Raw genomic sequence first — 19,462 nt, forward strand, 5'->3', positions numbered from 1 at the left:
TCGGCCGCCACGCCTTCAGCCGCCGAGGGTGCCGAAGCCGGCCTCGATGGCGGCGAGTCCGGCGCGGACATGGGGGAGTTCGGTGGGGGCGGGATCCGCGAGGGCGGCCTCCTGTTCGGCGATCGTGTCGCCGTACAGCATGCTGGTGGCGGCCTTGAACCGCAGCGCGCCGGGGTCGTCGCCGAGGAGGTGGCCGGCCAACACCGCGATACCGCACTCGTCCAGCAGTCGGCGCTGCAGGGACGCCGAGTCGGTGACACCGAGCGCGCCGAGCGGGCCGCGCAGCGGCTCGAAGTCCGGGTAGACGTAGAACGCGCCCGTCGGCGGCCGACACTCGGCGCCCGCCCCGACCGCGAGCGTGTACACCGCCCGGGCCACCGCCCCGTGCAGCCGGGCACTCGCGGCCAGGCGCTCGCGGATCTCCGGAGGTTCCTCGAACACGTACCGTGCGACCTCCTGCATGGGCCTGGCCAGGGTCGACCACAACTCGCTGGCCACCGCCACCACTTCGGCGCGGATCCCGGCACCTCGGGCGCCCGCCGGGAAACGCGCCGCGCCGATCCGCCAGCCGCCCAGGGCCAGGCTCTTCGACAACCCCGTGGTCACCACGGTGCGTTCCGGGACCACCTCCGCCGGACTGAGCAGTTCGGTGGCCTTCGGATCGTGTACGACGTCGCGGTAGATCTCGTCCGAGACCACCAACAGGTCCTCCGCCTCGGCGATCGAGCACAGCCGGCGCACCAGGTCCGGCGGTGCGAGCGTCCCGGTCGGGTTGTCCGGCAGGGTGAGCACCACGATGCGCGGATCGAGACCGTCGGCGCGGGCGGCGCGGATCCGCGCGCGCAATCCGTCCGGATCGGGAACTCCCCCGCAGTCGCGGGGAATCGGCACCCCGATCGGTGTCTTGCCGGCCAATCGTGCCTGGGGCGCGTAGGAGTTCCAACACGGCCGGGGCAACAACACGTCGCCCGGGACGACATGTTGGATCGCCATCAGCAGCGGTTTGCTTCCCGGCGCCAGCACGACCTGCTCCGGGTCGGTGGGGAGCCGGCGCCGGGCGAAGTATCCGGCCACCGCGGCGCGGACCGCGAGGTCACCGGACACCGGGCCGTACGCGTTGGTCGGCGCCCCCGCCCGCAACCGGTCCAGGAGCGGCGCGAAGACGGGCAGCCGGGACTCGCCGAACCCGAGGTGCACGATCGGCACCCCCTCGGCCCGGCGGCGATCCACGACCTCGTTGAGCGCCAGATTGGGCGAGGTGGACCAGGTGGTCATCGCCGACTCGCCTCCGCCGGCCGAAGGTCGTACCGGCTCCGCCGCCGCGCCCGGCCGGCGAGCCCGCGCGGGGTGCCCGGGGTGCTCGTGCCGCTCATGTCGCTGCGGCCGGACGTGCCCACCGCCGCCGCGATGTCGGCGGGGGTGTCCGGGGTGAGCACGAGGTCGTCGAGCCAGGTGGCGCGGGCGTCGTAGTGCGCCCGGAACGGGCGGGCGACCAGGGCCGGTTCCCGGGCCTGGAGCATCCGCAACCGGAAGTACCGGCCGCTCCCGTCCTCCTCGACGCCGTCGACGAGCACCTTGCCGGGCGTCGCCGACATCACCGGTCCGCGCACCGTGCGGGCCAGGCCGGGCAGTGTGCGATAGGCGTCGCGGAAGATCTCCGCGGCTCGGGCCAGCGGCACCGCGAAGTAGTCGTGCGGGCCGGTGTCGCGCTCGACGAACATGTAGTACGGGATCGCCCCGCAGGCCAGTTCGGCCCGCCACAGCCGAGCCCATACCTCCGCGTCGTCGTTGACGTGCGCGATCAGCGGAGCCTGGCAGTACACGAGCGCGCCGGTGCCGCGAACGCGGGCGAGGGCTCGGCGGGCGGGGTCGGTCTCCAACTCCCGGGGATGGCTGAGGTGCGCCATCACGGCGATGTTGCGCCCGGAGGCGACGATCTCTTCGAACAGGCGCAGCAGGTCGTCGGCGTCGTGGTCGGTGACGAACCGATACGGCCAGTAGGCGGGCGACTTGGTGCCGATCCGGATCGTACGCACCGTCTCGACGCCCAGGATCGGCTCCAGGTGCGCACGCAGCCGTTCGGTGGACATCACCAACGGATCGCCCCCGGTGACCAGGACGTCCTCGACCTCGGGATGCACCGCCAGGTAGGCCAGGAGCCCGTCGGGCGTCGGCGCCGCGAAGCGCAGGTCGGGGTCGCCGACGAACTGCGCCCAGCGGAAGCAGTACGTGCAGTAGGCATGGCAGGTCTGGCCCTGCCCGGGGAAGTGCAGCACCGTCTGCCGGTACTTGTGTTGCAGCCCCCGCACCTCCGCCTCCCCCACGTGCGGCACGTTGAGTTGTCGCTGGCCGGACGGATGCGGATTGAGGCCGTCGCGGATGTGCCGTACCAGGGACCGTAGTTCGGCCCGGTCCCCCGGTGCGCGGGCCAGTTCCGCCAGTCGGCGTTCGTCGGCCGGGTCGAGCATGCCGCGTTGCGGGAAGACGAGCCGAAAGATCGGATCGTCGGGGATGTCGTCCCAGTCGACGAGGTTGGACAGGACGTACTCGTTGACCCGGAACGGCAGTACGCACGCGACCGCGCGGATGGTCTCGCGGATGTCGTCGGACAGACCGTAGCGGTCCGCGATCTCGTCCAGATGATGCGGCCCCAGGGCCCGGAAACGTTCGGCGGTGGGCACGGTTGTGGGCATCGAGGACATGACGAACTCCCGGAGGAATCAGGGTTCACGGCTGGTGGGGGAGAGGGGGGCGGCAGCGCGTGCCGGCGCGCGGGCCGCCGGTGGGGGCGTTTCCCGGGGCTACCCGCCCTGTTGCTCGGTGGCGTCCGCGAGGTAGCGGACCACGTCGGTGAAACGGTGCCGGCGTTCGAAGACCAGGCGTTGACGCCGCGCCCCGCAACCGTCGCGGCGCAGGCCGGCGAGGGTTCGGGCGACCTGGGGGAGGTCGCCCGCCGCGTCCAGGTGCTCGCGCACCCGCTCGATCAGCGCGTCGACCATCGTGTTCGCGGGGACGAGTTCCCCGCTCCACGGATGTACGGCCATGCCTTCGAGGCCGTCGCGGGCGGCCCGCCAGCGGGCCGCGACCAGGACCTCCGCCGGGAAGTCCGGGGCGGGTTCGCCCGCCCGGATCGCGCTCAGCGCGTCGGCGACCAACGCGCGCACCAGGACGGCGAGCAACACGGCCTCGTCGACCGTGGTCGCCACGTCGGGCGCCCGGACCTCCACCGTCGGCCAGGCCGGCGACGGGCGCGCGTCCCAATAGATCATCTTGTGATCCTTGATGGCGCCGGTGGCGATCAGGCCGGCGACGGTGTGCTCGTAGGCGCTCACGGAGGTCAGTCGGGGCGGAATGCCGGAGCAGGGCCACGTGGTGGTGACGACGCTGCGCCAACTGGCGTGCCCGGTGTCGTGTTCGTCGCGGAACGGCGAGTTGGCGCCGAGCGCGATCAGGGTGGGCAGCCAGGGGCGGAGCCGGCAGGTCACCTGTACGGCGGTCTCCGGGGCGAGGGTGCCGACGTGGACGTGGCAGCCGCAGTTGACGAACGCGTCGGTCAGGTCGCCGTATCGGGCCGACTGGTCGTGCCGCCTGGGGGCGTCGATCAACAGCGGCCCGGGACCGGGTGCGATGACGGGGGTGGCGCCGGCGACGAGGCGACAGCCGTACACGGTGGCCGCGTCCGTGCAGTGGCGGCGCGATCGCACGAGGTGGGCGCGCAGTTCGTGTCCCGTGTGCGCGACGGGACTGGCCGACTCCACCTGGTAGCGGGTGGCTTCGAGGCGGGTGGCGTCCGCGTCGGCGACCTTGGCCAGGACGGGTTCGGCGAGCGGGGCGGGTGCGCCGGTGCGGGCGTCGACGAGCAGGAACTCCTCCTCGACGCCCATCGTCAGGGTCGGCGTCACGACGGCGGAGGATGCCTCCCGGGTGGCGGACGGGGTCGCGGACCGGGCGGGGGAATCGGGCTGCCGCGGTGTGAAGCAGGAACCTGCCATCGGAAGTCCTTCGGCCACCCGGGCGTGGCCGGCGACGAACCGGCGCGCGGGCGGGTGGGCTGTTTCGGACCCGAGCCGAACGGGAGACGGCCGGCCGGATCTGGAATGCCGCGGTGGTCTTGCGCGACCGGAACCGGGCGGTGGGTGGTGCGCCGCTCGGCGGCCGCACCGGACGGGCACCCGAATCGCGAGTGCCGGTCCGATCTCCAGCTTCGCGGTTGGTCCGGAGCATCGCCAGTCGACACGAACGGGCCCGGAGGGAACGCCGGTGACGGAGGTGGGCGGCAGTGGCGCGGGGCCGGTGACGGTACGGGGCCGCGCCCGCCCGTCGCCGCGAGGGAGTGTGGCGGCTCGGTTACCGTGCGGGTTTCGGTGACTACGCGACGACTACACGACGACTGCGTGACGACTGCGCGAGGGCTACGCGACGCCGATGGCGCCGAGGGCGTACTCGACCGCCCTGCCGAGTTCGTCGGCGGTCACCGGGCGGGCGACGAAGCCGTCGCGGTCGTCGAGTTCGTCGACCCGCTGGTCGGCCACGTCGAGGGCGAGATGTTCGGCGAACTCCGCGACCGCCCCGGCGTCACCGTCGAAGTCGCCGACCCGGTCGGTGGGCGCGTCGAACAGTACGCCGATCCACAGGTCCGGATCGCGCATCACCAGCATCTCGCCAAGATGCACCCCGCATCCGGGCGGACCGTCCTCGTCGCCGACGGCCGGCGAGCGGCCCAGCATCGGCACGCCGCGCTCGTCGGTCGGGCCGCCGCACGCGTGTGCCGACGCCGCGCCCAGCGGACAGCGCCGGCCGTGCTCCTGATCCTCGATGTGCGTGCCGCGTGCCATCACCGCTCCTGTCCACGACTGCCGCCGATGCCGATCGCGACCGGGGCCGCGCGCGCGTGTACGTCCGCGCGCCCGCGGCCTCGCCACGCCGCCGAGTCCAACACGGCGGACGACCGACTCGGAGGCAAGCGCGCCGTACCGGACCACGGCATGCCACGAATGCCGTAATCCGACCGTCCCGCGCCCATGTCGGCCCGACGGTGATCGATCGTCACGCAACGTGTCGCCGATACCGGCGCGGCGGGGTTCGGTCGCGCGAGGGCGTCGCGGAAGGGGCACACTCGGACACGTGGTCCTCCGACGGCGTCTCGCGGAGCTGCGGCACTCATGGCGAACGACCCATGCACTGCCGGTACTCACCGTCGCACTGATCGTGGTGATCACGGTCGTGGACCTGGCCTCCTCACCCGACGTGCACCTCGGCCCGCTCCTGGTCGTGGCGCCCGCGCTGGCCGCCTCGTTCGCCGGACCGCGGCTGACCGCCGGGATCGGGGCGGTCGCGGTCGGTGCCGAAGTGCTCATCGCCGTGCTGCGTGGGGGCCTGACCACCCGCAACCACCTGATGCAGGTCATCGCCCTCGCCGCGATCTCCGTACTGGTGTGGTACCTGTGTCTGCGCCGCGAACAGCGCCGGCACGAGGTGGTCCGACTGCGTTCGGTCGCCGAGGCCGCACAGCGGGTCCTGCTCCGGCCACTGCCGCGCCGGGTCGGTTCGCTGCGGATCGCGTCCTTCTATCTGGCCGCCGACGACGAGGCGCAGATCGGCGGCGACCTGTACGCGCTCGCCCGCACCGACGCCGGCATCCGCCTGATCATCGGCGATGTCCGCGGCAAGGGGCTGGCCGCCATCGGTGACGCCGCGCAACTGCTCGGCGCCTTCCGTGAGGGCGCCCACCGGTTCGCCACGCTGCCCGAGTTGGCCGCCGCGCTGGAGGAGAGCATCTGCCGCTACCTGGCCGAGTTGTCCCCGTCCGACGCGGACGCCGACGAACGTTTCATCACCGGCATCGTGGCGGACCTGTGCGAGGACGACGGCGTGGGCGCGCTGACCACCTTCGGACACCCGCCGCCGCTGCTCCTGCGCGACGGCCGGGTGCACACCCTCGACGCGCGGCGGCCCGCACCCCCGCTGGGCGTGTGCCAGGGCACCGGCGCCGCCGACTACGTGGTCGACACCTTCACGCTCCGCACCCGGGACATCCTGGTGTTGTACACCGACGGCGTGACCGAGGCCCGGGCGCCCGACGGTACGTTCTACCCCCTGGTCGAACGCGTCGCGCGGTGGAGCGGCCTCGGCCCGGAGGGCCTGCTCGACCACCTCCGGCACGACCTCCCGGCGTACGTCGGCGGCCGGCTCGCGGACGACGCCGCCGTGGTGGCGATCGAACGCACCCCCGCCCTGCTGCCCGGCCGGCACCGCGCCGACCCGGCCGACGCGGTGTCGCTCACCGCCGCCGAGCCCGCCGCCGAGCCGCCGGGAACCGACCCCGGCCATCGCCCGAGCACACGCGCGACGTTCCTCGGGCGCCGGCTCTACGCGGCGCCCGGGGTCGGCCGGCCGGCCGTGTCGAAGGTGGCGCGGTAGGTGCTGGGGGGTACGCCGAGGCGGCGTTTGAAGAGGGTGCGCAGGTTGGCGGGGGTACCGAGGCCGGATCCGCGGGCCACGGCGGCCATGGACAGGTCGGAGCCCTCGAGGAGTTCACGGGCCCGGTCGACGCGGGCGTCGGACAACCACTGCATGGGCGGCAGTCCGGTCTCCTCGTGGAAGCGGCGGATGAGGGTGCGCCGGGACAACCGGGCCCGTCGGGCCAGCAGGTCGACGGTCAGCGGTTCGTCCAGGTGTCGCAGCGCCCAGGCCCGCAACTCGTCCAGCCCGCCGCCGCGTTCGGGCGGGGTGGGGTGGGCGATGTACTGCGCCTGGCCGCCCGCGCGATGCGGGGCGGCGACGAGGGCGCGGGCCCGCTGGTTGGCGATCGTGGCGCCGAGGTCGGCGCGGATGATGTGCAGGCACAGGTCGATGCCGGCGGCCACGCCCGCCGAGGTCAGCACGTTGCCCTCGTCGACGTAGAGCACCTGCGGCTCGATGCGCACCGACGGGTATCGGTGGGCCAGTTCGGCGGTGCGTTGCCAGTGGGTGGTGGCGCGACGGCCGTCCAGCAGTCCCGCGCCGGCCAGGACGAAGGCGCCGGTGCAGATCGACACCATGCGGGCGCCTCGGGCGGCGGCCTCGGCGAGCGCGGTGCGCAGCGGCGGCGACGGGGGGTCGGGTGGGACCAGGCCGGGCACGACGATCGTGTCGGCGTCGGCGAGGGCGTCCAGACCGCGGTCGACGAGCAGCGACGGGCCGCCGTGGACCGGGACGGGGCCGGGGTGCTCGGTGCAGACGGTGACCCGGTACGGGCTTCCCGGCCAGTCGCCGAAGGCCTGGATCGGGATGCCGAAGTCGAGGGCCAGGACACCGGGTTGGGCCAGGACGACGACGTGGTGGGGCGGGTGTGGCACCGGGGTGTCGGCCCCGGCACGGGCTGCGGTGGGCATGGCACGATGCTATCGATCAATGGCAATCGTGCCACTGCCTGTGTGCCGACCCGCCGACTACGGTCGGGGCATGGACACAGTCGCCGCCGTTCCCACCACACCCCTGGCCCGCCGGACGATCGAGTACGTGCGGGTCCGCACCTCGCGGCCGATCGCGGAGCACAGCTTTCGCAGCTATCGGTTCGCGGTGTTGCAGGCCGCGTACGACGGGCTTCGGCCCGGCCCGGACTTCGACCCCGACCTGCTGTTCTCGGCCTGCGCGCTGCACGACCTCGGGACGTCGCCGGCCGCCGAGGGCCGGCAACGATTCGAGGTCGAAGGAGCCGACATGGCTGCGGCGTTCCTGACCGAGGGCGGGGTGGCCGCCGCCGACGTCGACCGGGTCTGGGAGGCCATCGCGCTGCACACCTCGGCCGGGATCGCCGAGCGTCGCGGCACGCTGACGTACCTGACCCGCAGGGGCATCGCCATCGACTTCGGCGTCGACACCGAATGTGTCGACGACGCCCAGGCCCGGGCGATCCACACCGAACACCCCCGACTGCGGATGGCCGAGACCCTGGCCGAGGAAATCGCCCGGCACGCCCGCCGCGATCCGCGGAACGCCCCCCGCTACAGCCTCCCCGGCGAACTGCTCCGCGAACGGGGCGGGGACGGGACGGGCCGTACCGAGATGGAGGTGGCGGCGGCGGGATCGCGCTGGGGAGAGTGAGCGGGTCGTCTCGGACGTGCGGTGCGCCGCGGGTGCGGGGCGGCGGGCGGGAAAGCGGTTGACGGATGTCGTGGGTGGGCGGTCGGATGGTCGGTGATGAACACAGGCCAGATGCACTCCGGTATGCACCCCGTCGACGCCGACCTCGTGCGGCGGTTGGTCGCCGGGCGGTTTCCCCGATGGGCGGGATTGCCGGTGGAGCGGTTTCCGTCGGGTGGCACGGTGAACGGGATGTACCGACTGGGCCCGGACATGGTCGTGCGGTTGCCGCTGGTGCGCGGCGCGGTCGCGGACGTCACGCTGGAGCGGGAGTGGTTGCCGCGTCTGGCCGGGCTGCTGCCGACGGCCGTGCCCGAGGTGTTGGGTGCCGGGGAGCCCGCCGACGGATACCCCTGGCCGTGGTCGGTGTACCGATGGCTGCCGGGGGAGAACCCGGACCCGGGGGCGCTGCGGGCGCCCGCGCGGCTGGCCGAGGACCTGGCCGGGTTCGTGACGGCGATGCGCGGGGTCGAGTTGCCGGGTGCGCCGACGGCCCATCGGGGCGGACCGCTCGCCGCGCTCGACGCCTCGACGCGGTCGGCGATCGAGGAACTGCGCGCGATCCCGGCGGAGGGCGTCGACTGCGACGCCGCGATCGCGGTGTGGGAGGACGGACTGCGGGCCGACGCGGGCCGGGACGAGCCGCCGGTGTGGCTGCACGCCGACCTGATGCCCGGCAACCTGCTGGTGGACGGCGCCGGGCGGTTGGCCGCGGTGATCGACTTCGGGTGCGTGGGGCTGGGCGACCCGGCCTGCGACCTGTTCCCGGCCTGGAACCTGCTGCCCGCCGGCGCGAGGCGGACCTTCCGCGACGCGCTCGACGTCGACGACGCGACCTGGACCCGGGGCCGGGCCCGCACCCTGTCCCAGGCCCTGATCGCCCTCCCGTACTACCGCGAGACCAACCGGGCGATGACCACCAACGCCCGCCACGTCCTGGCGGCCGTACTCGGCGAAGGGGACGCCTGATCTAGGCGTTCGCCTTCGCCTTGAGGGTGGCGATGTGGTCGAGGAGGCGGGGGTCGGCGCGGAACCATTCGCCGCGCAGGCGGAGGTCCTGGAACGCCGCGTGCAGGCGGCGTTCGTCGGCGATCGAGCCGGGTTCGGTGTGCAGGACCTCGCCCGGGGCGGACTGGGCCAGCCGGCGGCGCAGGTCGGTGGTGAAGCCGATCTTGATCCGTCGATCGGTGCGGATGAAGTAGACGAGCCCCTCGCCGAGCATGGTGACCTCGGTGGGTTGTCGGCGCGGGCGCCGGCCGGAGGGGGTCTCCTCCTCGTCGTCGGGTAGGCCGTCGTGGGCGAACTCGCAGGTGGCGGCCACGTGTTCGGCGCACAGCGGAACGGGGGCGTCGGGGAGGGCCGGTGCGCGGCACCCACCGTCGGGGCGGGGCGCGATGCACAGGCCGGTGGCGTCGCTGATGATGACCTCCTCGGCAGGCCGACCATTCCCGGGCTCGTCGACACGACCCCGGGAACTCCCATGTTTCCATCCCGGTCCGACACCGCGACGCCGGGACGGCGATACCGACGCCGCGACGCCGACCACCGAGTGCCGGTGGACTCCCGGAGCAGGTCAGGGAGTTGGGCCGATGGTCACCACATGGGCCCAGTCGGGTGGGAGATCCGGAGTGTAGTCGGGGTCGTCCTCGTTCGCGGAATAGCGGTGGACGCGGGGGAACAGGCCCACCACCGTGCGGCAGGACGGGCGGGTACCGGGCCAGGGGGTCTGACCGTCCGTCAGCACCACGACGACGTCGGGGCGAGGGCTGCCGCGCAGGGCCTTGGCGAAGCCCGAGCGCAGGTCCGTACCGCCACCGCCGAGCAGCGTGATGCCCTCGCCGTCGCACAGCGGTTGTACGATCCGGGCCGCCGCGTCGCACGACACCACGGTGACCAGGTCGCGCCGGCCGCCCACGGCGCGGGAGATGGCGGCCACTTCGAGGAGGGCGCTGCCCAGTTCGGCGTCGCTCACCGAGGCGGACGTATCGACCACCACGGCCACCCGAGGCGGCTTGCGGCGCAGGCTCGGCAATACGACGCCGGGCACACCGGCCGAACGGCGGGCGGGTCGGCCGTACGTGTAGTCGTCCGCACCGCCGGCGCCGGCCACCGCCGAGCGCACCGCCGCGCCCAGCAACTGCCGCCACGGCTGCGGTGGATGGAACACCTCCTCGGCCCACCGCCGCCACGACTTCGAGGCATGGCCGGGCCGACCCCGGATGCCCTGCGCCACCCGGAACCGGACCGCGTCCCGTTCCTGCTCGCTCAGGCCGTGCGCGCCGTCCGGTCCCAGATCCCACTCCCGATCCAACCCGTCGGCGCCGCTGCCGCAGTCCAGCCACGCCAGATCCAGCGTGACCAGTCCCATCACGATCTCGCGCAGGTAGGTCTCCATCAACTCGCCCTCGGACAGCTTGAACAAGCCCGGCAGCACGGCGCCTTCGGGCCGGGGCAGATCGTCGTCGAACGCGTCGTCGTTGATCTCGCAGTCGGCGGCGAGGTTCATCCGCAGCCGGTCCCCGCGACCGGTCAACCCGCGTTCGCGCGCCACCCGGTCGCTGCGCCCGTGGTGGTCGCGGAGCAGGTGCGACACCTCGTGCACCCACACGGAGGCCAGTTCCTCCTCGGGTGTCCGGGCCACGAACACCGGCGAGACGTAGCATCGCCAGTGCCGGTCGACGGCCATCGTCGACACCGTCCGCGACTCGACCACGTGCAGCGCGTACAGGGCGGTGGCCAGGTAGGGGCGGGCGCGGGCGGCGTACAGGCGGGCGGCGTAGAGCTTGTCGAGGTCCAGCACCCCCGGCGCGTCGGCGATCATCGGCCGGCCCGTGCGGTGACCGCGGTTCGGGCCGCCGCCCGGTCCGCGCGCCGGGACAGCGACACCGCCCCGGCCAGCCGCTCGATCGACGCCGGCACCTCCCAGTCCTGGTCGCGCAGCGAGGCGAGGGTGGTGGCGGGGACGACCACCAGGTCCGGGGCGCCGGTGTCGAGCGCGCGGACCAGGATCGTCCACGCCGCGTCCCAGCGGGACTTGTCCGGGCGCTTGCGGACCGCCTCGACCACGCCGTCGAGGACGGCCTGACGCAGGTCCCCGCGTTCGGGCAGGATCGCGCGGGTCGGGTCGGCGAGCAGGTCCTCGGGGTCCGGGAGGTCCATCCGGTCCAGGGCGGCCAGCAGTTCGAGCCCCGGACCGTCCCCGACGGTGCCCCTGATCAGCAGGGACAACACCTCGCGGGAGGATCCGGCCGCGGTGGCGAAGGCGATCAGCGACACCGTCATGTCCCAGCTGCGCGGCGACGGCCAGGCGCCACCGCGACGGGCGTCGGTGGTGGGCAGCAGGTGGACGAGCTTGGGGCGGGTGGTGAGCAGTCCGCAGACCGCGCGGCGGGCGAAGGCCACGGCCTCGGCGAGCCGTGTCGGGTCCAGGACGGGCAGGGTGGCGTGCGGCCAGGTGCCGCCGAGGCCGCGCACCACGACGTCGTGGTCGTGCACCCACTGGAGGTGTACGAAGCGGTTCGCCATCGGCGGGCTCAGTTCCCAGCCGTCGGCGGCCGAAGCGCGCGGGTTGGCGGCGGCCACGATCCGGATGCCGGGCGGCAGTCGCAGGGCGCCGACCCGGCGTTCGAGGACGAGTCGGAGCAGCGCGGCCTGTACGGCCGGCGGCGCGGTGGACAACTCGTCCAGGAACAGCAGTCCGCGTCCGGCGCGCACGAGGCGAACGGCCCACTCGGGCGGGGCCATCGGGACACCGTTGGCCGCCGGATCGTCGCCGACGACGGGCAGACCGGAGAAGTCCGAGGGTTCGTGCACGCTGGCGATCACCGTGGTGAGCGGCAGGTCCAGGGTCTCGGCGAGTTGGGTCAGCGCGGCGGTCTTGCCGATCCCCGGCTCACCCCACAGCAGTACGGGCAGGTCGGCGGCCACGGCCAGGGTCAGGGCCTCCAGTTGGGGATCGGGGCGGGGCTCGGTGGCGGTGTCCCGCAGGAGGGCCAACAGCTCCGCGGCCACGTCGAGTCGGGAGGCGCTGCGGGGTGCGGTGGCGGTGAGTGGGGTGTGTGTGGGCATGATTGATCACCTTTTGGGTCGGGTGGGGGGCTTCGGGCGCGCGAAGGTACGCGCCCGCAAGCGCACACGGCGGCGCGCTCGGCGGCGCACACGTGTGTGCGTCGGCTCGAAGTCCCCGGGTCGGTCGGCGGATTCGCGTCAGTGCGGGTTCATGTTCCGGGGATGGGCGCGGCGGGTGCGTGGGCGGGGACGATCCGGGAGTGGGACGCGCTCGGGCGCCGGTCCGCCCAGGCCCGCTCGGAACAACCCGTGGGTGATCAACCGTTCGGCGGCGTCTTCCAGTTCGTCGCGGAGGAGGCCACCGCGCGGTAGTGCGTCGGGGCCGAGCAGGCTCTCGACGACGGCGAGTGCGCCGGCGATGTCGCCGTGGTCCAGACGTTCGCGGACGCCCGCGATGCAGTCCGGGCGACGGTGTGCCGCGTCGATGGCCTGGAGGCAGGGCAGCGGGGTGCCGGTCAGCGCGTGCAGCAACTCCTCGCGACGGATCTCGGCCGGATCGTGGTCGAGCGGCGCCAGGACGCCGTCGACCAGACCGATCCGGTGGCGAGCGCCCCGGCATTCCACGATGTCGGGTCGTCCCGCCGCGTGGTCCACGAGGGTGGGTGTCGCGCCCGGGACATGGCCCGGTACCAACGCCGCGGCGACCAGCGGGTGCAGCCGATCGGGCTCGATCAGACCGGCGCGCAGCAGTTCCAGGTCGGGCGGTATCCAGGTGGCCGCGTCGGGCAGCACCGGCAGCCCGGTGGTGTCGCCGCCGGCGGGTCGCGCCTCGACGGCCGCGATCCGTACCGTCGGCGGCCCGGGGCCGTCGTCGTCCGCGACCACGCGCAGGACCAGCCGGCGACGGCCCCCGCAGCGCACCGCGACCGAGCCGGTGCCGGCGGGTCGCCCCTCGGCCCGGAGCAGGATCGCGGCCTCGGCGGCCCACCGGTCGACGGCGCACTCGGCCGGGACCGGCCCCCACGCGGCCGGAGCCCGGCCCGAACTCCCGTCGGAGGGCGGCCGATCCGCCCCGGAACGGAGCCACAGCTCGTCGCTGCGGCGGGCGTCCCAGAGATGTCGGTGCAGGTCCAGGCGGAACCGTCGATGGGGGTGGCGGTGCGGATGGTGACGGAAGCCGGCGGCGTCGCGGTGCGATCCGTCCCACAGGGCGAGGGCGATGCGCTGACCCGCGTCCGCCCACGCGGGTGGGGTACGGGCCACCAGGTGCACCGGCCGTGCGCCGCCGTGCTCCCCGACGTCGTACCGCGCCAGGGGCACGGTCAGACCCGGGCGCAGCAGCCCGTCGGGAGCGATCCTCGGCATGTGCCAGCGCAGCAGATCCGGTGCCAGACCGCGCAGGTCGTCCCGGATTCGGGCGGCGAACTCCCCGCCACGCGTGCGGGCTTCGAAGCGGAGATCGATGTCGACGTCGACACCCGCGGCGGTGCAGGCGGCCTGCCAGTCACCGGCCAGCCGGCGAGTGGTCGCGGTCTCGATCATGGAGGGCGGCACGGCGAACTCGCGCACGCGCAGCCAGAGGGTGAGGCGGGAATCCCGATTCGCGATCGCAGTGAGCATCAGCACTCACCTTGCGCGGTGGGGACCCCCAATCCGTGTACGGAGTGAGTAGTCATCGGCAGGAGCCTAGCGCCCTCGACCTCGGAGGGCCAGGGACCCCCCGGCGTGGGCGGGGACGGGGACGGCGAACGGGTCGGCGCCGAGTGCTCGACGTGCTCGCCGCGCGGGGGCTCGTCGAGAGCGACGCGTAGGCTCCCCGTATGGCGATCTTGGAGATGGAGACCGACGCGCGGCTGGCCGTACGGGCGGCGCGGGCGGGTTCGGCCGTGGTACGCGGGATGTACGGGACGTCGCCGGAGCGGTTCGACAAGGGCGCCGGGGACTTCGCCACGGCCGCCGATCTGGACGCGGAGCAGGCCATCCTGGAGGCCCTCCGCGGCGCGCGCCCCGACGACGCGGTCACCGGCGAGGAGAGCGGTCACACCGGCACGGCGGGCGCGGAACGCCGGTGGCTGGTCGATCCGTTGTGCGGCACGCTGAACTACGCCGTGGGCAACATGTTGGTCGCGGTGAACGTGGCCCTGCGAGTGGGTGCCGAGACCGTCGCGGCGGCCGTGGCGGATCCGTTCGCCGACGAGGTGTTCTGGACCGACGGCGCCGGGGCGTACCGTCGATTCGACGGCGAGGAGCGGGAGTTGGCGCCGTCGTCCGGGTCGCGGCTGGTGGACGTGAACCTCGATCCGCCGTTCCCCAACGCGCCGTCGTTCCGTGCGGTCCGGCTCCTCGCCGACCCGGACTTCGTCGCGGGCTTCCGGCCGCGCGTGGTGTCCACCACCCTGGCCGTCGCGTGGGTGGCCGCCGGGCGCCGGGCCGCGTACGTCACCGACGGCGACCTGCGCGACAGCGTGCACTTCACCGCCGGCATCGCCCTGTGCGAGGCCGCCGGTTGTGTGGTGACGGACCTGTACGGCCGACCGCCGTACACCGGGGCGGCCGGGCTGATCGCCGCGGCCGACCGGGAAACCCACACCGCACTCCTGGAGATGATCCGCCGGCAGGCCCCGGCGGCCGACCGGTAGGCGGTGTGGGCCGACCGACCGCGATCGGCGCGGGCACGCGTCACTCGCCTCGCGACGCCGGTGGGTCGGGGGCCGGGTCCGGGTCGGGGTTGGAAGCGGCGGCGGGAACGGGTTCGGGGCCGGGTGGGCGGCTCGGCAGGAGGAGGTGTCGTCGCGTCGTCGTCGTCACCACGACCGCCATCAGGAGCGCGCCCGCCGCGTGGGCGAGGGCGAGCGTCATCCGGGAGTGCGTGAAACCCATCTCCGACCGGATCTGCCCGTCGAGTGGTCCGCTCCACTCCTTGCCGATCAGGCCCAACAGCCGGGTGAGCGTGGTGAACACGAGTATTCCCACGGCCGACACCAGCACCGGGGCAGGGCCGATCCCGGCGCGTCCGGCGTGCCCCGTCCGCCGGTGCCCCGAGCGGCACAGGACGCCGAAGCCGCGCGAAGGGCCGTACCAGGCCGCGCGGTTCCGGGAGACCAGCACGGTCCACCACACGACCAGGGCGATCATCGTCACGCTCGCGACGAAGACCGCGGCGGCCGCCGTGTCGGTGGTGTCGTTCCCGTGTGGCACCATCCGGGCGCCGACCGATAACGCCCCCGGATCGATCGACGTGTGCACACGCGACGCCAGGTCGGCCCGCCAGTCCCGATAGACGAAATACGCGTACACATCCGCTACGACCACCGCCAACGACGCCGTGGTCGCCGCGATCCCCGTACACCACAGATGCCCCGACGCAACGGGGGGCACGTCCGAATCCCGCGCCCGGACCGCCAAGTTAGCCAAACCCACGGATCGACCGGCCACGGCCCGCCCCTCGTTCTGGAATTCCTGCGTCTCCCAAGAATGCTGACCCCAATGCCCCCCGACCAGCCCGAACCCACATCCGACCGACCGGCGTCGCGGGCGACATGGGCGTATTCCCAGGCCGGGCGCAGCGCCCGATCCCCGGTGTTCGAGGTGGATCGGGGGTTGTGCGGGGTGTGTGGGGCTTCACAGGGGGGTGGGGTGGCGTCAGACTGTCGCGATGAACTCGAATCCCACCGGGGCGGCGGGACGTGGGCCGCTGGAGCGGAAATCGGTTCCGTGCGATCCGGCCGCGGTGCGTGCGCGTGGGCCCGCGGAGGCGGTCGAGGCGCAGTGGCGGAGGTTGTCGGTGTCGTGGGGATGGATGCGGCGGCGGCACGAGGTCGACTGGCCGGGTATGCCGTATCCGCGTACCGTCGAACTGCTCGAAGCGGCGGCCGCGGAACCGGCGTTGCGGCAGTTGTTTCCGTTCACCAGCCATTGGAACCTGCATTTCAGCAGTTGCACACAGTTCCCCTACGTGGTGCGCGTGCCGTTCGTCGAGCCATTGCGTGATGGGCGGTTCCGAATTCGTGAGCGTGGCACCGGGACCGAGTTCGACGAGGTGGACTCCGCCGCGGAGGCCGTCGCCGTCGTGCTGGCCCACGCGCCGGCGGATCTGGGGCCGGCGGTGGCGGGAAACGCCTCCGATCTCGGCGAGTTCGAGGTGTGGGAGCCCGGGCCGCTCGGGGCGAGCGACCCGGGCGGTGGGCCTACCTACGTCGACGATGGAGGCGGCGCAGGCGGCGGATCAGGGCGTCGGTGAGTCGGGTGCCCAGGAGGCATCCGAGATACAGGACCAGGACCGGGACGACGGTGTCGAGGTCGACCGCGGTCGCCTGAGCGGTCTGGGCCAGGCCGAGGTAGCCGAGGCCGAACACGGTGTCGAGCCGATCCGGGCGGCGGGCGGCGGATGCCTCGGTGGTGCCTGGTGTGCAATCGCACCTTCGGTTACCGTCGGCCGAGGAGATGTCGGGCATGTGTGGCTCCCTGGGCTGCGTGCCGGGGGATCGGGGCGACCGCAGATCGCCCGGATCCCGTTCTTCGTGAGGTGGGTCGGTCCTCGGGATCCGCACGGATCCCGGGGACCGTTCTCATGCGGGGGCGTTTCGAGGTCCGGCCGTCCCGCCGTCTCGCGTCTCGCCGTCTCGCCTCGACGTCGGCCCCGGCGTCGTGCTTCAGCATCACCGGCGACGTCGGGCCCCGACAAGCGTGTTCGGGCCTTCGCGAGGCCCGCGCGCGAAGTCGTTTGCGCAGGTCGGGACGGCCCCGATGGGATCGGGTAACGGCATCGGCGCGCTACCCGACGGATACGATGCGAGACGAGAACGTCGCTGTTAGTTTTTCGGAATGAACCCCGGAGAACCGGCCCGCCCCGGCGACGACCGCATCCACCACCGGGTCGACGACGTCGACGACGCGGGCCAGTTGATGCGCTACGCCCTGGCCGCCCAGCTCGCCCGGCTCGAACGCCACGACATCCCGCAGAACGCGGTCGCCCGAGGCGCGGGCAGCGCCCCCGCCAAGGTCACGGGCAGCCTCCGGACCCCCGTGCCCAAAGCCGAGTCGCCGGACGGTCGGCCGAACGGCAAGGGCGCGGTGCCGCTGGCGGGCGAGTGGCTGCGCAACCTCGATCGGGCGATCACCGCGCCGGCCCCCGACACGGAGTCCCTGGGCGGCCTGAACTCGCTCGGCCTGCGCCTGCGCGGACTCACCCGCCAGGACACCCTGCCCGCGCACCTGCCGGCCGGCTGGACCCGGGAGATCCTGCGGGAGGACGCGGACACCGAATTCGCGGTACTGGTCCAGGCGTCGGCCCTGTTGGCCCTGTTCATGCCCGTCGACCACGCCAGACGCTCGTCGGCGGAGCTGCGGCAGCGCCACAAGCGGAAGATCCATACCATCGCCGAACGGCTGGCCCTGATCGGCGGCGCACCCCCGTCGCCGCGCAACATCGACGCCCTGGTGCTGCTCGGCAGCCTCACGAAGTACGCCTTCGACGCCGACCTGGGCGATCTGATCGGCGGCGAACTGCGCACGTCGCCCCTGGGTTTCCGGCACTGGCGCGTGGTCACCAAACTGGTGCACCTGGGCTCGGAGAACCTGTCGTCCAACTCGCACCTCAAGGGCTGGGTGACCCGACTCCTGGACGACGCCGAGGAGTTGCGGCACCGCAGCATCTGCCCGGGACGCTCGCTGGACCTGGAGTCGGCCGTCGCGATCCCCCTGGAGTGGTCGCCGCCCGGCACCGACCGGGTACGCGCCATGCTGATCGCGCGCGCGACCGATCCGGACGCGACCATCAGGGAATGCGGCACCGCCGCCCTGGGCCTGTGGTATCGCACGCTCACCCAGAACCCGCTGCGCGACGAGGACCCCGTCCAGCGGCGGCGCGTCGCCGACGTCGAGGCCGAACTGCGCGAGGTGGTCGCGCTGTTCCGCGCGCCGACCCCGCGCCCGGACGCGGCCGGGCTGCGCTGGACCGCGGCCACCCTCGAGTCCGTGCTCGACGCCGGCACACCCGTCTGCAACACGTGGCCGGCGCCCGACCCCCGGGACGAGTCCTGGTTCGGCGTCGTCCTGGCCGCGGCCGACACGCTGGACACCCAGGACATCCCCGCCCGCATCCTGCAGCCGACCAAGGCTCTGTTCCTGCACCTGCTGCTGCAGAACGCGGTGACCCAGCGCCGCAAGGCCATCGACGCGCTGATGACGGGCGGTTGGACCGGCGCCATCGTGCACGCGCTGGATCACGTGCTCACCCGGGAGAAGGAGCAGACCTGGCTGCGGGTACGGGCGTTGTTCGTCATCGGCTTTCTCCAGCGGCGCGATCACACGGTGGCGCGGATCCTGGTCGATGCCTGCAAGGAGGCGCGCGCCCATCTCGCGACCGCGCCGACCGACGCCCGGATCCGGGAGATGCACGCGGTGCTGTTCGCCATCGGTGACTGCTTCGGGGCCGGCTTCGGCGCGCGGGACCGGGGCAACCTCAAGACCGTGCGCGCCGGAACCGCCCCGATCCTGCGGGAACTGGCCACCGGCGAGCTGACCCGGTCCGACCCGCGCTTCCACGTGGTGGCCAGGGCACTCGTGTACCTGCTGACGTTCACCGCCCAGGATCGCCGGGCCGGACGGGTCGACCTCTCCGAGGAACTGCTCGAGGCCCTGCGCGATCACCCCGACGAGACCACCCGCGAGTTCTGCGAGTGGACGCTCGCGTTCCGATTCGGAGCCGACGGGAGGGTGCGATCCCTGCTCTACGCGGCCGACCCGGACGAGTGACCCGGCGCGCGACGGCTACGTCGTCGGGTCGGGACCCGATCCGGCGTCGGGCTCGACGTGTGTGGCGTGTCGGAGCGCGTCGTCGATCGCGTCGGCCAGGGCGTGGAGTTGGCCGACCCAGTCCGGGCGGGACATGGTCAGGGGGGCGATGCGGGCGCAACCGGCCGCGGTGAGCACCGCGACCGTCTGGGCGGCGGTCAGGGGCAGCGCGCCGATGACCGGTCCGGCCGGGCTGCCGTACGGGTCCAGGTACGCCGGCAGGTCCCGGTCGACGCCGGGCCGGGCCAGACCGGGGCGGGGGTCCACCTCGGCCGGCCCGTACGGACGCAGCTCGGCGAGTGTGTGTTCGATGGCGCCGGCGAGGGCCCAGGCGGGGCCGCCCGGACGGCCCAGACCGCACAGCCAGGCCCCGGCCCGACCGCCGGCCGCGGTGATCCGCTCCAGGGCCGCACGTTGTTCGGGGGTGATCTTCGGGTCCGGGGCGGGGCGGGAACCGTCGGGCGGCGAGGCGTGGTTGCTCATACCCCGTTGAACGAGCGACGGCCGAACACGATGCTGTGCACACTGGGACACC

18 protein-coding genes are annotated in these 19,462 nt (G+C 73.5%); 6 read left to right on the top strand and 12 right to left on the bottom strand.

The window, feature by feature from the left end; genetic code table 11:
• Window positions 1–15 precede the first annotated feature (15 nt).
• The 4 genes from EMA17_RS00880 to EMA17_RS00895 all read right to left on the bottom strand — a co-directional run bounded on the left by EMA17_RS00880 (window position 16) and on the right by EMA17_RS00895 (window position 4,835).
• Complete coding sequence (locus EMA17_RS00880) at window positions 16–1,275, bottom strand: pyridoxal phosphate-dependent aminotransferase (RefSeq protein WP_126634895.1); 1,260 nt, start codon at window positions 1,273–1,275, stop codon at window positions 16–18.
• Window positions 1,272–2,693: a KamA family radical SAM protein gene (locus EMA17_RS00885; protein WP_246126438.1), complete on the bottom strand. Its 1,422-nt coding sequence runs from the start codon at window positions 2,691–2,693 to the stop codon at window positions 1,272–1,274. Before EMA17_RS00885 ends, EMA17_RS00880 begins: the two co-directional genes overlap by 4 nt.
• A 108-nt stretch (window positions 2,694–2,801) precedes the next feature.
• Complete coding sequence (locus tag EMA17_RS00890; RefSeq protein WP_160161260.1) at window positions 2,802–3,902, bottom strand: carboxylate-amine ligase; 1,101 nt, start codon at window positions 3,900–3,902, stop codon at window positions 2,802–2,804.
• 510 nt (window positions 3,903–4,412) lie between these two features.
• Window positions 4,413–4,835, bottom strand: coding sequence for a hypothetical protein (locus EMA17_RS00895; RefSeq protein ID WP_126634897.1), 423 nt, complete (start codon window positions 4,833–4,835; stop codon window positions 4,413–4,415).
• 289 nt (window positions 4,836–5,124) lie between these two features.
• On the opposite strand from EMA17_RS00895, the gene EMA17_RS00900 reads away from it, so the two are divergent.
• The gene (locus tag EMA17_RS00900; RefSeq protein WP_246126374.1) at window positions 5,125–6,420 is read left to right on the top strand and encodes a PP2C family protein-serine/threonine phosphatase; all 1,296 of its coding nucleotides are present in this window, start codon (window positions 5,125–5,127) and stop codon (window positions 6,418–6,420) included.
• On the opposite strand, the gene EMA17_RS00905 is transcribed toward EMA17_RS00900, so the two are convergent.
• Window positions 6,369–7,373, bottom strand: coding sequence for a GlxA family transcriptional regulator (locus EMA17_RS00905; RefSeq protein WP_126634899.1), 1,005 nt, complete (start codon window positions 7,371–7,373; stop codon window positions 6,369–6,371). The two genes, EMA17_RS00900 and EMA17_RS00905, sit on opposite strands and share 52 nt — an antisense overlap.
• A 70-nt stretch (window positions 7,374–7,443) precedes the next feature.
• Between EMA17_RS00905 and EMA17_RS00910 the strand changes: the two genes are divergently transcribed.
• Entirely contained in the window at window positions 7,444–8,085 is a 642-nt protein-coding gene (locus tag EMA17_RS00910; protein ID WP_126634900.1) for an HD domain-containing protein, read from the top strand.
• Between the two features lie 96 nt (window positions 8,086–8,181).
• On the top strand, window positions 8,182–9,093 hold the full coding sequence (locus EMA17_RS00915; RefSeq protein WP_218042573.1) for an aminoglycoside phosphotransferase family protein: 912 nt from the start codon (window positions 8,182–8,184) through the stop codon (window positions 9,091–9,093).
• Window position 9,094: 1 nt separating this feature from the next.
• On the opposite strand, the gene EMA17_RS00920 is transcribed toward EMA17_RS00915, so the two are convergent.
• From EMA17_RS00920 to EMA17_RS00935, 4 genes are all read right to left on the bottom strand, one after another.
• Window positions 9,095–9,445, bottom strand: coding sequence for a GIY-YIG nuclease family protein (locus tag EMA17_RS00920; RefSeq protein WP_126634901.1), 351 nt, complete (start codon window positions 9,443–9,445; stop codon window positions 9,095–9,097).
• A gap of 252 nt (window positions 9,446–9,697) precedes the next feature.
• Window positions 9,698–10,945: a vWA domain-containing protein gene (locus tag EMA17_RS00925; protein ID WP_126634902.1), complete on the bottom strand. Its 1,248-nt coding sequence runs from the start codon at window positions 10,943–10,945 to the stop codon at window positions 9,698–9,700.
• Window positions 10,942–12,192 carry an AAA family ATPase gene (locus tag EMA17_RS00930; RefSeq protein WP_174861280.1) on the bottom strand — a complete coding sequence of 417 codons (1,251 nt, stop codon included), beginning with the start codon at window positions 12,190–12,192 and terminating at the stop codon, window positions 10,942–10,944. Before EMA17_RS00930 ends, EMA17_RS00925 begins: the two co-directional genes overlap by 4 nt.
• A 138-nt stretch (window positions 12,193–12,330) precedes the next feature.
• Complete coding sequence (locus EMA17_RS00935; RefSeq protein ID WP_126634904.1) at window positions 12,331–13,752, bottom strand: hypothetical protein; 1,422 nt, start codon at window positions 13,750–13,752, stop codon at window positions 12,331–12,333.
• Between the two features lie 200 nt (window positions 13,753–13,952).
• Between EMA17_RS00935 and EMA17_RS00940 the strand changes: the two genes are divergently transcribed.
• Window positions 13,953–14,771 (top strand): inositol monophosphatase family protein, encoded by an 819-nt coding sequence (locus EMA17_RS00940; protein WP_126634905.1) that lies wholly within the window; start codon window positions 13,953–13,955, stop codon window positions 14,769–14,771.
• Window positions 14,772–14,811: 40 nt separating this feature from the next.
• Here the strand turns inward: EMA17_RS00940 and EMA17_RS00945 are convergent, their stop codons facing one another.
• A complete protein-coding gene (locus tag EMA17_RS00945; protein ID WP_126634906.1) occupies window positions 14,812–15,510 on the bottom strand; it encodes a hypothetical protein in 699 nt (232 codons plus the stop codon).
• A 277-nt stretch (window positions 15,511–15,787) separates the two neighbouring features.
• Here EMA17_RS00945 and EMA17_RS00950 point away from each other — a divergent pair, with 277 nt between their 5' ends.
• Entirely contained in the window at window positions 15,788–16,372 is a 585-nt protein-coding gene (locus EMA17_RS00950) for a DUF6193 family natural product biosynthesis protein (protein WP_281290399.1), read from the top strand.
• Here the strand turns inward: EMA17_RS00950 and EMA17_RS00955 are convergent.
• A complete protein-coding gene (locus tag EMA17_RS00955) occupies window positions 16,320–16,586 on the bottom strand; it encodes a hypothetical protein (protein WP_126634908.1) in 267 nt (88 codons plus the stop codon). The two genes, EMA17_RS00950 and EMA17_RS00955, sit on opposite strands and share 53 nt — an antisense overlap.
• Window positions 16,587–16,956: 370 nt before the next feature.
• On the opposite strand from EMA17_RS00955, the gene EMA17_RS00960 reads away from it, so the two are divergent.
• Window positions 16,957–18,888, top strand: a complete 1,932-nt coding sequence (locus EMA17_RS00960; RefSeq protein ID WP_126634909.1) for a hypothetical protein — start codon at window positions 16,957–16,959, stop codon at window positions 18,886–18,888.
• 15 nt (window positions 18,889–18,903) lie between these two features.
• Here EMA17_RS00960 and EMA17_RS00965 read toward each other — a convergent pair whose 3' ends face one another.
• Window positions 18,904–19,410 (bottom strand): hypothetical protein, encoded by a 507-nt coding sequence (locus EMA17_RS00965; RefSeq protein WP_126634910.1) that lies wholly within the window; start codon window positions 19,408–19,410, stop codon window positions 18,904–18,906.
• Between the last annotated feature and the right edge of the window lie 52 nt (window positions 19,411–19,462).

The sequence above is a fragment of the Embleya hyalina genome (assembly GCF_003967355.1).
Taxonomy (GTDB): domain Bacteria; phylum Actinomycetota; class Actinomycetes; order Streptomycetales; family Streptomycetaceae; genus Embleya; species Embleya hyalina.